This window comes from Paraburkholderia sp. BR10882, assembly GCF_040948855.1.
GTDB classification, from domain to species: domain Bacteria; phylum Pseudomonadota; class Gammaproteobacteria; order Burkholderiales; family Burkholderiaceae; genus Paraburkholderia; species Paraburkholderia nodosa_A.
This window is the reverse complement of sequence record NZ_JBFPKP010000004.1, coordinates 432,221-444,977: the sequence shown is the minus strand read 5'-3', so window position 1 is coordinate 444,977 and position 12,757 is coordinate 432,221. Positions and strand designations below refer to the sequence as shown.

12 protein-coding genes are annotated in these 12,757 nt (G+C 66.2%); 7 read left to right on the top strand and 5 right to left on the bottom strand.

Features of this window, described 5'->3' with window-relative positions; translation table 11 throughout:
- Positions 1–21: 21 nt before the first annotated feature.
- Together AB3X99_RS14350 and AB3X99_RS14345 are read left to right on the top strand one after the other, a co-directional pair.
- A complete protein-coding gene (locus tag AB3X99_RS14350) occupies positions 22–1,065 on the top strand; it encodes a hypothetical protein (protein ID WP_069269055.1) in 1,044 nt (347 codons plus the stop codon).
- Between the two features lie 104 nt (positions 1,066–1,169).
- Positions 1,170–2,114: an ABC transporter substrate-binding protein gene (locus tag AB3X99_RS14345; protein WP_069269054.1), complete on the top strand. Its 945-nt coding sequence runs from the start codon at positions 1,170–1,172 to the stop codon at positions 2,112–2,114.
- Between the two features lie 43 nt (positions 2,115–2,157).
- On the opposite strand, the gene AB3X99_RS14340 is transcribed toward AB3X99_RS14345, so the two are convergent.
- The 4 genes from AB3X99_RS14340 to AB3X99_RS14325 all read right to left on the bottom strand — a co-directional run bounded on the left by AB3X99_RS14340 (position 2,158) and on the right by AB3X99_RS14325 (position 7,554).
- On the bottom strand, positions 2,158–3,129 hold the full coding sequence (locus tag AB3X99_RS14340) for a sulfonate ABC transporter substrate-binding protein (protein ID WP_342947459.1): 972 nt from the start codon (positions 3,127–3,129) through the stop codon (positions 2,158–2,160).
- A 139-nt stretch (positions 3,130–3,268) separates the two neighbouring features.
- Complete coding sequence (locus AB3X99_RS14335; RefSeq protein ID WP_368617281.1) at positions 3,269–4,879, bottom strand: EAL domain-containing protein; 1,611 nt, start codon at positions 4,877–4,879, stop codon at positions 3,269–3,271.
- Between the two features lie 275 nt (positions 4,880–5,154).
- The gene (locus AB3X99_RS14330; RefSeq protein WP_069269082.1) at positions 5,155–6,198 is read right to left on the bottom strand and encodes a transporter; all 1,044 of its coding nucleotides are present in this window, start codon (positions 6,196–6,198) and stop codon (positions 5,155–5,157) included.
- Positions 6,199–6,300: 102 nt separating this feature from the next.
- Positions 6,301–7,554: a DUF1479 domain-containing protein gene (locus tag AB3X99_RS14325; protein ID WP_368617280.1), complete on the bottom strand. Its 1,254-nt coding sequence runs from the start codon at positions 7,552–7,554 to the stop codon at positions 6,301–6,303.
- Positions 7,555–7,742: 188 nt separating this feature from the next.
- On the opposite strand from AB3X99_RS14325, the gene AB3X99_RS14320 reads away from it, so the two are divergent.
- Both AB3X99_RS14320 and AB3X99_RS14315 read left to right on the top strand, forming a co-directional pair.
- Positions 7,743–8,171 (top strand): MarR family winged helix-turn-helix transcriptional regulator, encoded by a 429-nt coding sequence (locus AB3X99_RS14320; protein ID WP_368617279.1) that lies wholly within the window; start codon positions 7,743–7,745, stop codon positions 8,169–8,171.
- Positions 8,168–9,571 carry a DHA2 family efflux MFS transporter permease subunit gene (locus tag AB3X99_RS14315; RefSeq protein WP_368617278.1) on the top strand — a complete coding sequence of 468 codons (1,404 nt, stop codon included), beginning with the start codon at positions 8,168–8,170 and terminating at the stop codon, positions 9,569–9,571. Before AB3X99_RS14320 ends, AB3X99_RS14315 begins: the two co-directional genes overlap by 4 nt.
- A 7-nt stretch (positions 9,572–9,578) precedes the next feature.
- Here the strand turns inward: AB3X99_RS14315 and AB3X99_RS14310 are convergent, their stop codons facing one another.
- Positions 9,579–10,682, bottom strand: coding sequence for a PHB depolymerase family esterase (locus AB3X99_RS14310; RefSeq protein WP_368606614.1), 1,104 nt, complete (start codon positions 10,680–10,682; stop codon positions 9,579–9,581).
- A gap of 244 nt (positions 10,683–10,926) precedes the next feature.
- Between AB3X99_RS14310 and AB3X99_RS14305 the strand changes: the two genes are divergently transcribed.
- From AB3X99_RS14305 to AB3X99_RS14295, 3 genes are all read left to right on the top strand, one after another.
- Positions 10,927–11,499, top strand: coding sequence for a chromate transporter (locus tag AB3X99_RS14305; protein ID WP_368617277.1), 573 nt, complete (start codon positions 10,927–10,929; stop codon positions 11,497–11,499).
- Positions 11,496–12,065 carry a chromate transporter gene (locus AB3X99_RS14300; RefSeq protein WP_368617276.1) on the top strand — a complete coding sequence of 190 codons (570 nt, stop codon included), beginning with the start codon at positions 11,496–11,498 and terminating at the stop codon, positions 12,063–12,065. Before AB3X99_RS14305 ends, AB3X99_RS14300 begins: the two co-directional genes overlap by 4 nt.
- A 130-nt stretch (positions 12,066–12,195) precedes the next feature.
- Positions 12,196–12,528: a DUF4148 domain-containing protein gene (locus AB3X99_RS14295; RefSeq protein ID WP_368617275.1), complete on the top strand. Its 333-nt coding sequence runs from the start codon at positions 12,196–12,198 to the stop codon at positions 12,526–12,528.
- Positions 12,529–12,757: the final 229 nt, after the last annotated feature.

The window sequence follows — 12,757 nt, the reverse complement described above, 5'->3', positions numbered from 1 at the left end:
AACGTCCCTCAGGAGTACGACATGAAAAGCATTCTTCCCCGGCACGGTGTCGCGGCCTCGCCCACACAGCCCGCGCAAGGCGCTCAACCCGCACGCAGCGTCGCGGTCGACGGTCATCGCCAGCGCATGAAGTCGCTCGTGCGCACCGCCGGCATGCTGCCGGTGCTGGTGCTGCTGTGCATCGGCTTCGGTCTGCTCACCGATGGCTTCTTCACGCTGGAGAATCTTTCGATCGTCACGCAGCAGGCGTCGATCAACATCGTGCTCGCCGCCGGTATGACCTTCGTGATTCTCACGGGCGGCATCGACCTCTCGGTGGGCTCGGTACTGGCCGCTGCCGCGATGGCCGCCATGATCGGCTCGAACTTCGCGGGCTGGGGCTGGGTCGGCGTGCCCATGGCGCTCGCGGTGGGCCTCGGCTTCGGCCTCATCAACGGCGCGCTCATCGCGCTGCTGCGCCTGCCGCCGTTCATCGTCACGCTCGGCTCGCTCACGGCGGTGCGCGGCATCGCGCGCCTCATGGGTCACGACACCACGATCTTCAACCCGCAGTTGTCGTTCGCCTTCATCGGCAACGGCACGGTGCTCGGCGTGCCCTGGCTCGTGATCATCGCGCTCGTGGTGGTGGCCGGCTCGTGGTTCGTGCTGCGCCGTACCGTGCTCGGCCTGCGCATCTACTCGGTGGGCGGCAACCCGGAAGCGGCGCGCCTCTCGGGCATCAAGGTGTGGGGCATCGAGATGTTCGTCTATGCCGTGTCGGGCCTGCTCGCGGGTCTCGGCGCGGTGATGTCGGCGGCCCGTCTCTACGCAGCCAACGGCCTGCAACTGGGCCAGTCCTACGAACTCGACGCGATCGCCGCGGTGATTCTGGGCGGCACGAGCTTCGTGGGCGGCGTGGGCTCGATCATCGGCACGCTGATCGGCGCGCTCATCATCGCCGTCCTGACCAATGGCCTCGTGCTGCTCGGCGTCTCGGACATCTGGCAGTACATCATCAAGGGTCTCGTGATCGTCGGCGCCGTGGCGCTCGACCGCTACCGCCAGCGCGGCTCGGCCCGTACCTAAGCGAACATTCGATACAGCATCAGCCAGAAACAGGCGCGAGCGCAGGCGGTCCTGCTGCGCTCGCCCGGAAAGCACCCAAACAGGACCCCTCAGGAGACAACCTCATGTTCAAGAAAAAAGTCGTTCTCGCCGCTGCCGCCCTCACGTTCGGTTTCGCACTGCAAGGCGCGCATGCCGCCGACAAGCAGCTCAAGTCGATTGGCATTACCGTGGGTTCGCTCGGCAACCCGTACTTCGTGACGATCGTGCAGGGTGCGGAAGCGAAGGCCAAACAGATCAACCCGAATGCCAAGGTCACGGCCGTTTCCGCCGACTACGACCTCAACAAGCAGTTCACGCAGATCGACAACTTCATTTCGGCGCACGTGGACATGATCCTCCTGAACGCGACCGATCCGAAGGCGATCTTGCCGGCGGTGAAGAAGGCGCAGGCGGCCGGTATCGTGGTGATGGCCGTGGACGTGGCCGCCGCGGGCGCCGACGCCACCGTGCAGACCGACAACGTGAAGGCCGGCGAGATCTCGTGCGAATACCTCGCAAAAAAGATCAACAACACCGGCAACGTGATCATCCAGAACGGGCCGCAGGTCTCGGCCGTGATCGACCGCGTGAACGGCTGCAAGCAGGTGCTCGCGAAGACGCCCGGCATCAAGATCCTCTCCGACGACCAGGACGCCAAGGGCTCGCGTGAAGGTGGCATGAACGTGATGCAGGGCTACCTCACGCGCTTCCCGAAGATTGCCGGCGTGTTCGCCATCAACGACCCGCAGGCCATTGGCAGCGACCTTGCCGCGAAGCAGCTGCATCGCACCAACATCGTGATCACGTCGGTGGACGGCGCGCCCGATATCGAAACGGCGCTCAAGACCGATACGCTGGTGCAGGCCTCGGCGAGCCAGGACCCGTGGAAGATGGCGCAAACGGCCGTGCAGGTGGGCTACGACATCATGAACGGCAAGAAGCCCGCCAACCCGATGATCGAAATGACGCCGCAACTCGTCACGCGCGACAACGTGGGCAGCTACAAGGGCTGGTCGTCGCAGCACTAAGCCCTGGCGTTGCATGAGCACGGGATGGCCCGTGCTCATGCAGTCAAGCAAGCACGGCGTCCTTCGTCACCACGCGGCGCGGAATGATTTTCAGGTCGTAGAACGTGTCCGCGATCTTCTGCTGCTGCGCGATCACGGCGGCGTCGATGGGCCGATATTCATGCGCGTAGTGCGTGAGGCCGGTCTGGATCGTCGCCGCATCGAGGCCCTGGATCGGTGAGAGTTTCGCGGCCGCTGCCGCCGTGTTGGCGCGCACCCATTGCCCCGTCTTGCCGAGTTCGTCCAGCGCGATCGCCAGCGCGTCCTTGCGGTTTTGCGCGAATTCGCGCTGGCTCAGGAAGAACTGATGATGGCTCGCCACGCCGCTGGCGTCGGCAAGCAGGCGTGCGCCGTCCTGCGATTCGACAGCCGCGAGGAACGGGTCCCAGATCGCCCACGCATCGATGGCGCCGCTTTGCAGCGCCGCGCGCGCGTCGGCGGGCGCCAGATACACAGGCTGCACGTCGCCAATGGAAAGACCCTGCTTTTGCAGCAGCGCGACGAGAAACCAGTGCACGTCCGAGCCGCGATTCAGGCCGATCTTCCTGCCCTTCAGTCCCGCCACGTCACGGATCGGCGAGTTTTTCGCCACCACCACACCTTCCGCGTGCGGCGTGGGCAACTCATACGCCGTGTAGACGAAGTCCGCGCCCGCGGCCTGGGCAAACACCGGCGGCGCCTCGCCCACATAGCCGAAGTCGATCGCGCCCACGTTCAAGCCTTCGAGCAATTGCGGGCCGGCCGGGAATTCGGTCCACGATACCTTGATGCCGAGCGGCGCGAGGCGCGTTTCGAGCGTGCCGTTGGCCTTGAGCAGCACGAGCGTGCTCGCGGCCTTCTGGTAGCCGATGCGGAACTGGTCGGGCTGATATTTCGCGAACGCAGTGGCGGGCAGCGCCGCGCCGGCGAGCGTCGCGCCCAGCGTGGCGAGGAAGTGGCGGCGGGTATAAGGTCTGGGCGACGTGGGGCGAGTCATCTTCAGCGCTTCCGTGTTGGCATGGGGCATGCACCCACACGGCACAGCCCTCGAAGCGTTGATGCTACCGGGCCGCACGCGTTCGCAGAACCGATGTTTCGCGCTAAGCAAATCACGCCGGCAGGAATACGCGGGCGCCCTACGTGCCGGCCGTCATGTGCGGATTGGGCGACATATGCGCCCCGTTCGCGCGATACCAGCGCACGAACGCCTCCGACGGCATGGGCCTCGCGTAGAAAAAGCCCTGGATATACGTGACGCCGCGCGCACATAGATAGTCGCGCTGCACCTGCGTTTCCACCCCCTCGGCCACGAGCCGCGCGCCAAGGCTATGCGCGAGATCGATAATGGCGTCGAGCACGGCCGCCTTGCTGCCTTGCGCATCGATGGTGAGCACGAAGCCGCGATCGATCTTCAGGATATCGAATGGAAATTTCTCGAGATAGGAGAGCGAGCAATATCCCATGCCGAAGTCGTCGATGGCGACCCTCACGCCCTCGCGCCGCAAGGTCACCAGATTGCTGCGCGCCTGCTCGGTATTGCGCACCAGCGTACGCTCGGTGATCTCCAGCGTGATCGTCGCGCCGTGCGGCGCCACGGCCGTGCGCAGCGCCTGCACGTCGCTCACGAGCTGTACGCCCGACAGATGCTCGGGCGCGAAGTTGACACCGAGGTGAAAGCCCGGCGCGACCTCCCATGTGGCGACGTCGCGCTCGATGAGCTTCAGCAGATGCTGCGTGAGCGGCACGATCACGTGCTCTTCTTCGGCTACCTGAATGAACTCGTCCGGACGGATCGCGCCCGTGCCTGGCCGCACCCAGCGCAGCAAGGCCTCCACGCCCTCGCAGCGCCCCGTTTCGACGCCGTAGAGCGGCTGATATTCGACATGGAATTCGTTCGCGCGTATGGCTCGCAGCAGTTGTTCGCGGCGCGACTGCCCGCTTTGCTGCAAGCGGCGCACGAGCCAGACGAGCCACGCCGAGAAGGCAGCCGCCCACGGCATGTAGCGCAGCAACAGGGCACGCCAGTTCTCCAGAATGCGCTCGGGCCGCCCATAGATCTTCAGATCGATTGTGGCGCCCGACATGCGCTTTTGCACATCGACCAGCAACGGTGCGCCACGCACGTTCACGAGCGCCATGGCTTCGCGCAGCACGGCGCCCTCGCCCACCCTCAACTCGGCCTGTCGAAACACCGTGAGCGGGGCCGCGCCATGCAGCAGGTCCAGCAGGTACTGCACGTCCACCACGGCCACGACCGCGCGCCCCGCTTCGCCCGCGACGCCCACCAGCAGCGACGGGCGGTTGCGCACCATCGGCGTGTCGTCGACGATCAGGAGCCACTCGTCCTGCGAGGCCTGCGCGCTGCCATTGAGCCAGCCGCCATCGGGGACCGCCTGTTGCGAGTACGCGGACGAGCAGTCGATGCGGCCTTCGTAAAGGATGTCGAGCGTGCGCACATAGGGCACGGCGGCGGCCTTGCGCGTGAGATCCGGCGAGAGCGTATCGCACGCTTCGTTCGCACGCGGCGCGAACGTGCGCGCCGCACTCTGCGCCGTCTCGACGATCGACACCACCTGCCCGACGATAAACGCAGAAGCGAGGCTCGCCTCGCGCTGCGCAATGCGTTCGGCCTCGTAACGCCCGAGCGCGACGCACAGCAGGATCGGAATCAGCGCCACGTCCAGCAGCACGAGCAAACGCGAGACTCGCGAGCGGACCGCGCCGGGGTTGGGCGAGACTTCGGGCAAGGCGTCCTCCGCACCAGGGCCGTCATGGGAGCGGCTACGGTATGACGCCAACATACACCAACGCGCCAGCAGCGGGCGCGCGCGGTGCCCCGCGCAAGCAAACGTCAGCTAACGTGAACGCCCGTCATGCGCATTCGATGCGGTTGCGGCCGCCCTTTTGCGCGCGCTAGCGCGCGAAGTCGCTGCGCGTGAGCGCAGCTTCGGCGCTCACGCGCTGCTGAATGCGCCGCGCGACGCTTTGGGCGCCTTCGAGATCGGCGGCGACCCCGCAAGCCTCAGGTGTCGCCGCGCCGGCGGAACACCCACCATCCCAGCAGCGCCGTGAAGGTCGCGACGAGCACCACCATGAGCCAGAAGCCGTGGCGGTTTTCCGCGAGCGGAATGCCACCCACGTTCATGCCGAAAAAACCCGCGACGATGTTGATCGGCAGAGCGAGCACGGTGACGAGCGTGAGCGTGAAAAGCGTGCGGTTGTTCTGCTCTTCGAGACGCGCGGCAATTTCTTCCTGCAAGAGCTTGATGCGCTCGACGAGTCCGGCCATGTCGCCCAGCACGAGCGAGAACTCCTCGGTCGCCTCGCGCAGGTCCTGCATGTCCGGTGTCTGGAGCCAGCGCGGCGGGCGCGCGAGCAGACGGAAAATCGAGCCCGGCTCCGGCGCGAGCATGCGTTGCAGGCGCACCAGAATGCGCCGCATGGCCGCGAGTTCATGGCGGCTCGCAGAGCGGCGCGAGGCGAGAAACTGGTCCTCGGCGCGATCGACGTCGACACTCGTGCGGCGCACGATCTCCACCATGAGGTCCGCCTGGTCGCGCATCAGGTGGATCAGCAGCTCGGCCGGCGAACGGAACGTCTCGCCGTTGCGCACATAGCCGCGCAGACGGTCGATGGAGCGCAGCGGCTTCAGGCGCGCCGTGACGAGAATGCGCTCGTGCGTGTACGACCAGAGCGTCGCGATCTGCGAGGGCGTGAGTTCGAAATCGAACATCACGTCGTTGACCACGGCGAACAGCCCGTTGTCCACGTGTTCGATACGCGTGGAGTGCGAGCCTTCCACGAGCATCTCGAAGAAGGCGTCGGGCAGGTCGAGATGCGCGCGCATCCACGGTTGCGCCGCGGCGTGGGCGAGATTGAAGTGCAGCCAGTAAAACGTGTCGTCGCGCGCGGCCTGCGGCTCGCCGCTTTCGTGCGTGTGCCGCAACGCCTCAAGGACGTCGTCGCACGAGACGGGCTGCCCAGGCTGGCCCGGCGTGAAGCGAAAACCGCAAATGAGGCCCGACAGGTCGGCGCCATACGTTGCGACGGACGAAGCGAAATCCATGGTCGTCATGGCCGGTTGATCGGCGCACAGCATGCCACACGCGTGCTTTGACAGGCAAGCGCGCGAATCGATGCGCCGACACGCGCGGGTCATGTGCCCATGTTAAGCCACGCCGGCCAAGCCGAGCTGGGTGCGGCCGAGCGGCGTGAGATCCGCCACGCCCGCCCGATCCGCCAGGTCGGCTTCGATATGCTCGGGGGGGAAGTCGGGCGGGCTGCGGCCTTCGAGAAAGCTCGGCAACTGGCGCTGCAAATAAGCATCGTTCTTCGCGCAACCCGGCGTGGCCGGAATGTACATCACATTGCTGTAGCCGGTGCCGCGGTGCTCGTCTTCCACGGAGTGAATCACATCGCAGTGCCAGAACACGGTGTCGCCGGGCTGCATCTGAGGAATCGAAATCAGTGCGTCGATCAGCGGCGCATGCCACTCGGCGCTGATCGGCAGCCCACGGCCCGGCTGGGCGCCGCACAAGTCGTCCTCGGCCACGTCGTCCTGCAGCGCGCGCAAGAGGACGTACGCCATGGCGTTGGCGATGGGCACGATCTGCAGCGTGCCGTCGCCGGGGCCCTGCGGCGTAAGCGCGGTCCAGCCCTGGAAGGTGCGGAACATCGAAGAGGCGATGCGCGAGGGAATCTCGCTCGCGTGCGTGCGGTACGCGCCGTCGAACGGGTCGTAGCGCCGCCAGTCGCCCGAGAACACATGGCGATAGACCTGGCGGAAATTCTCGTCGACCCAGCGCTCGACCGCACCGCCGTCACAATGCGCGGCGAGGCCGGGCGCAGCCGTTCCGGGCGGCCGGCGCCGCAGACGGTCGGCGTAGACTGGCACGACATCGGGATCGAAATGCACGCGCCCTTCGCTCTCGTGACGCCACAGGCGGTTGAGGAAGACGCGCGCGGCCGTCAGTTCGGCGGACTCGCGCGCCTGCACCTGCGGCCGCGACCAGTAGAGGCCATAGATCAACGGGCGGCTCGCCTGCGGCGGGAGGGCATTGCGCTGGGCCGCGCGTTCGGCGGCACGGGCATCTAGGTCGTTGCGCGCCACGTACTCGGCAATTTCGGCGTCCCAGCGCGTGGCCTGCTCCGGCGCGAACACGCGGCGGATCACACAGGCGCCGCGCGCCTTCACGAGCGCGATCGCCTCGCGGCTCACGCGCTGCGCCTGAATGTCGGCGAACGCGATCTCCGGAATCACACCCTCGCCCGCCTCGCGCAGCCGGGCGATGTGCCGCGCTTCTTCGCCTATGGCCTGCGCGACCTCCTCGAACACTTCGCGATAGTTCGGCAGTTGCGCGCGCAACATCCGCTTGGCCTGCCGGATCGCGGCCGGGAGATCGTCGATTTGAAGTGCCGCCATGCGTGTCTCCATCGGGGTTGAATGCCGTCGTTTGATCGCAAGCATACGCCTCAATGGCGCTCGTCTGGCGTTAGCCGATTGGCATCGCTCTCTTCAGGTGCTCGAATTTTTAACAGATAGACTTGCAAGTCTACCTGTTTATCTTCATGATTCGATGACACATCCCAGCCGAATCCGTGTGAATCGCCATGTCTGCCAAACCCCCTGAACCCGCCGTCATCGACCTCATGCAGGCGATCGGCATGCTCGTGCGTCGCACGCGCAACGAGTCTTATGCGGGCGCTCTCTCGATGACCGAGTCCGTCGTCATGTCGCGGCTCGCCAACGACGGTCCCGCCACGATTGCCGCGCTCGCCCGCGCCGAAGGCATGCGGCCCCAGTCGATGGGCGCCACCGTCGCGGCGCTCGAGGAGATGGCCCTCGTCACGCGTACGCCTCACGCGACCGATGGCCGTCAGCTCCTCATCGATCTGACGCAAAAGGGCAGGCAACTGCGCAAGCAGACCCGCGACGCGAAACAACTGTGGCTCTCGCAAGCCATCGCGGACCTCGACGAAGACGAGCGCGCCACGCTTTTCAAGGCGGGCGACATCATGAGAAGGCTGGCCGAACGATGAGCGGCACGCGTGAGCCCGGCGGTGCCGGCAACCGGATTCCCGCGTCGGTCTGGAAGGTCGCCATCGTCGTCTCCATCGGCTCGTTCATGGCGCAGATGGATTCGACGCTCGTGAACGTCTCCCTCTCGGCCATCGGCCATGCGCTCCACTCGCCCGTTGCCACGACGCAGTGGATCATGAGCGGCTACCTGCTGGCCATGGCGCTCATGCTTCCGCTCAACGGCTGGCTGGTGGACCGCGTCGGCGCGAAGCGGCTCTATCTCTTCGCCTTCACGGCCTTCACGCTCGCTTCGGTACTGTGCGGCGCGGCGCAAAACATGGGGGAACTGATCGGTGCGCGCATCGTTCAGGGCCTCGTGGCCGGGCTGCTCGCACCCATGGCGCAGATGATGATCGGGCGCGTCGCGGGCAAGAACATGGAGCGCGTGATGGGCTACGCCACGCTGCCCATCCTGCTCGGGCCGATCCTCGGCCCGGTGCTCGCCGGCGCCGTACTCGCGCGGGCCGCCTGGCCCTGGCTCTTTTTGATCAACGTACCGGTCGGCATACTCGGCGTCACACTGGCCGCGCGATTGCTCGCGCCCGACGCCGCTCGACCGCAAAGGCGCCGCTTCGATTTCGCGGGCTTTGCGTTGATCTCGCCCGGGCTCGCCGCGCTTGTCTATGGATTCCAGAGCGCCATGCACGCCGAAGGCGCGGGGTTTCTACTAGCCGGTGCTGCGCTGCTCGCGGGATTCGTGTGGCACTCGCTACGCCGGCCAACGACAGCGCTGATCGACGTGCGCCTCTTTGCGAACCGGACGTTCGCGGTTCCCGCCATCACGCAATTCTTCGCCAACGGCATCATGTACGGACGGCAGCTTGCCGTTCCGCTCTACCTCATAGCGGGCTGCGGCCTGAGCGCCGCGCATGCGGGCTGGCTGCTCGCGGCCACGGGCGCAGGCATGATGGCCTCATTCGCCTGCATGGGTTTTCTCACCGAGCGTCTGGGCTGCCGCGCGCTCGCGGCAGGCGGCGCGCTGCTGGCGCTCGTCGCCACGCTTGCGTTCTTGTGGATGAGCGGCCATGCGTTTTCCACGAGCCTCGCGTTGGCGAGTCTCTTTATCGCGGGCGCGGGTCAGGGAACCATTAGCATTCCTTCGATTTCCGCCGCGTATGCCCGCATACCGAAGGCGCGGCTTCCCGTGGCGAACACCGCGTTGAATATCGCGCAAAGAATTGGCGGCCCGGTCGCCACGACGCTCATCTCCATCGCGGTTTCTCTCGCCGTGCCGAGTTCTTCCGCCGCCGAACCGCGGCAATTCATGCCGGCCTTCGCGGCGCTCTGCGGGCTGCATCTCCTGTGCTTCGCGGCGGCCATGCTGCTGCCGGCGCGAGTACGTCGCGCAAACGATGGCTGACGCCCGCTTACGCCATTTCATCTGCCGCACTTCGGCGCTGCCGCCGGAAGAACTGCCACATCATCGCCATCGCGTCGGGGCCTCGGTCCGAATGAAACGCTTCGCGCGGATCGCCGCCGCTCCATGCATGCCCGAGGCCGCGAACCACGCATACACGCACGACGAGCCTGCCCGACTTGACGTAGTCGGTATACGCCACCGCGTCGCGGCTATAGGTCCGGATCTCGCCGACGCGTAATTCGCCCTGCGTGTCGAGCAGCCGGTTGACACGCGCGAACTGCATGCCGAGTTGCACGGCGTTGCGCTTTGCCACGACCGCGTCGATTTCGCCCTGCACGACGAAGGCCGGCACACCGGGATGGGCAGCGACATCGAGAGCGGCATCGACCAGATGCACCGGGTCTTCGCGGCTGCCGTGGCGCATGACGCTCATCGCGCTCATGGTGGAACTGGCCGCGTCGAAAACCGGGCCCGAATGCAGGCCCACTGCCGCGAACCGCCACGGATGGCGCATCGCGAGCACGGACGCAAGCCCCGCTCCCGCCGAGATGCCCGCCAGGTAGATGCGCTCGTGATCGAATCCGTGCTCGCGCGCGATGGCATCGACGAGCGAGCCGACCGCTGGCGCTTCCGACTGCGCATGATCGCCGTGCCAGTGCCAGCATCGCTGTGCGTGCGCCGTTTTCGCCTGCTCGGGAAGCAGCACGCCGAAACCCGCACGATCCGCCAGCCGGCAAACCCGCGTGCCCGCGGCGAACGACTCCGCCGTCTGCTTGCAGCCGTGCAGCATGACCACGAGCGGCAGGCCCGTGGCGCTGGCCGCACCGGCGGGCAAATAGAGCGCATACGCGAGATGATTGACGAGATGCCCGGCCCTGGGCGGCGCGGAATGATAGGAGCGGATCCACCTGCCGGCTGTGCCCGTCGGCTGCGCACGCCCCACATGCGCCTTCCCGGCGCGCCTCGCCGGTTTGGCTGCCGGCCTCGCGACCTGCGCGGCCTTGGCGGGCGCCGTTTTGCGTGCGGCGGCCCTTTTCTTCGGTCGCGGTGCGCTCATGCGGGTGAGCAATTCGAGACCTTTGAGCCAGACGCTGGTCTTTTTCCTGGGCATGAGCAATGGCGGCAGGGCGTTTTGTTCACGTCACGCCAGGCGGCACACGGCGGACAGCGCAAATACAACGATCACAGCGATCGCGCCGCTGCGAGTACGACCATCATAACGGCCCTGACCTCGCGCTGAATTTTGCGTGACCGCGCGCCCTCCGCGTCACACGTGTCGCGGCGCTATAATTTCGGCCACCACCGCACGAGACGACCGCCGAACCGTTCGGCATTACCCGCTTTGCGTCATCCCCGTGACTGCTTCCACGCCAAACGCCTCGCCGCGCCCCACGCTGTTCGGACTCTTTCTGATCTTCAGCCGCATCGGCATGACGAGCTTTGGCGGCGGCTTGAGCGGCTGGCTGTTGCGCGAATTCGTCCACGATCGCGACTGGATCAGCGAAGAGGACTTTCTCAACGGCCTCGCCCTCTCGCAGGCGCTGCCCGGCATCAACGTGAAAAACATGGCGATCTGGATCGGGCACCGGCTGCTCGGCTGGCGCGGCGCCGCCGTGGCCGTAACGGGCATCCTCGTGCCGCCCGCGTGTCTGATCGTCGTGATCGGCAGCGTGGTCGGCGCGCTCATCTTCCATCCGCTCACGCAGATTCTGATCGCAGGCGCCGCCGCGGCGGCCACAGGGTTGTCGCTGTCGATGGGCGTCGTCACCGCTCGGCGCGTGAGGCGGCAGGGGCTCCCGCTGCTGCTCATGGCAGCGACCTTTCTTGCGATCGGCATTCTGCGTTTGTCGCTGGTGTGGGTGGTCGTGGCAGGCGGCACCGTGAGCGTGCTCTACGAATACGCAGCGATCCGCCGGGGTGCGCGATGAATGGACGCCTGCTCGGTCAGCTAGCCGCCATTTTCGCGCCACTTTCGCTCGTGACGATCGGCGGCGGCCAGGCGATCGTCGCCGAAATCCAGCGCCAGGTCGTGGACGTGCATCCGTGGATGACGCATTCGCAATTCGCCGCCGACTTCGCGATTTCACGCATGGCGCCGGGTCCCGGCTCGCTGCTCGTCACGTTGATCGGCTGGCAGGTCGCCGGCTTCTGGGGCGCGCTCGTGGCGACCGCCGCGCTCCTGCTGCCAACCGCGATCCTCATCTACGGCATCACGCATATCTGGGGTCGCTATCAGGGCGCGGCGTGGCAATTGGCGCTCGAGCGCGGCCTGCGTCCCATCGCGGCCGGCATGATGCTCGCGGCGGGCTGGGTGCTGCTCAAGTCGCTCAACGGTGGCCTGCCCGCGAAGGCCATCGCCGTAATGTCCCTTTGCGTGTTGCTCAGAACGCGGGTGAGTCCGCTTGTCCTTCTAGTTGCCGGCGCACTCGCGCTCTTTGGCGTCAGCCTGATCGGCGCGGAACTGCCGCATTGGCTCCAGGTACAGCTCACATAGAAAAATACCCCGCCGTTGCAACTCCACGGGAATAGCAATCCACCTTCAGCGGTATACCCATTGCAGTCTCCGTTGATTCGACCGTGCTCCAGCCGGTCGCCGAACCATGCTATTTCATCAGGAGTTCGAAATGATCATCCGCCGCCCGCTTTTCGCCTTGCTCGTCGTGACGACTTGCATCGGCGCTGTATCCACCGCGTCCGCACAAGGACTCACGCGTGCCCAGGTGCGCGAACAGTTGATCGAAGCGCAGGCCAACGGTTCGCAATTCGTGACCGATAGCTCGTATCCAGATGTGAGCCCCGTCTCCGCGCAGCAAGTCGCGCGTGCGAAGGCACAGCATCAACAGCAGGAACCGGGCGGCATGGGCGCGCCCATGCAGGGCACGAGCGACGCCGGCGCACCGCACACGACGACGTGTGTCGGGCCGGTGAGCTTCTGCAACCTGTATTCGGGTAGCTGAAAGCGATCGCGATACGCACTCGCGCCGCCCCCCCAGAACCGAACGCCCCGCTCGCAACGAGCGGGGCATCTCGCGCACCTGTTCGGCGTCGCCCCTTCCCTTTCCTGAGCAGCCTGACCAGCCGCAAAGTCAGCAAAGCGTCATCTTCGATGCGCCGCGCATGCGTCGTTACACCTGAGTGCCGATTTGCGTGCGCTACAGGACAAACCCTGCCCCCCAATTGCCTTGT

Bases quoted from the DNA above. Each gene is read 5' to 3' on its own strand.
- AB3X99_RS14350 (WP_069269055.1), top strand. From the start codon at position 22: ATGAAAAGCATTCTTCCCCGGCACGGTGTCGCGGCCTCGCCCACACAG.
- AB3X99_RS14345 (WP_069269054.1), top strand. From the start codon at position 1,170: ATGTTCAAGAAAAAAGTCGTTCTCGCCGCTGCCGCCCTCACGTTCGGT.
- AB3X99_RS14340 (WP_342947459.1), bottom strand. From the start codon at position 3,129: ATGACTCGCCCCACGTCGCCCAGACCTTATACCCGCCGCCACTTCCTC.
- AB3X99_RS14330 (WP_069269082.1), bottom strand. From the start codon at position 6,198: ATGGATTTCGCTTCGTCCGTCGCAACGTATGGCGCCGACCTGTCGGGC.
- AB3X99_RS14325 (WP_368617280.1), bottom strand. From the start codon at position 7,554: ATGGCGGCACTTCAAATCGACGATCTCCCGGCCGCGATCCGGCAGGCC.
- AB3X99_RS14320 (WP_368617279.1), top strand. From the start codon at position 7,743: ATGTCTGCCAAACCCCCTGAACCCGCCGTCATCGACCTCATGCAGGCG.
- AB3X99_RS14315 (WP_368617278.1), top strand. From the start codon at position 8,168: ATGAGCGGCACGCGTGAGCCCGGCGGTGCCGGCAACCGGATTCCCGCG.
- AB3X99_RS14310 (WP_368606614.1), bottom strand. From the start codon at position 10,682: ATGCCCAGGAAAAAGACCAGCGTCTGGCTCAAAGGTCTCGAATTGCTC.
- AB3X99_RS14300 (WP_368617276.1), top strand. From the start codon at position 11,496: ATGAATGGACGCCTGCTCGGTCAGCTAGCCGCCATTTTCGCGCCACTT.
- AB3X99_RS14295 (WP_368617275.1), top strand. From the start codon at position 12,196: ATGATCATCCGCCGCCCGCTTTTCGCCTTGCTCGTCGTGACGACTTGC.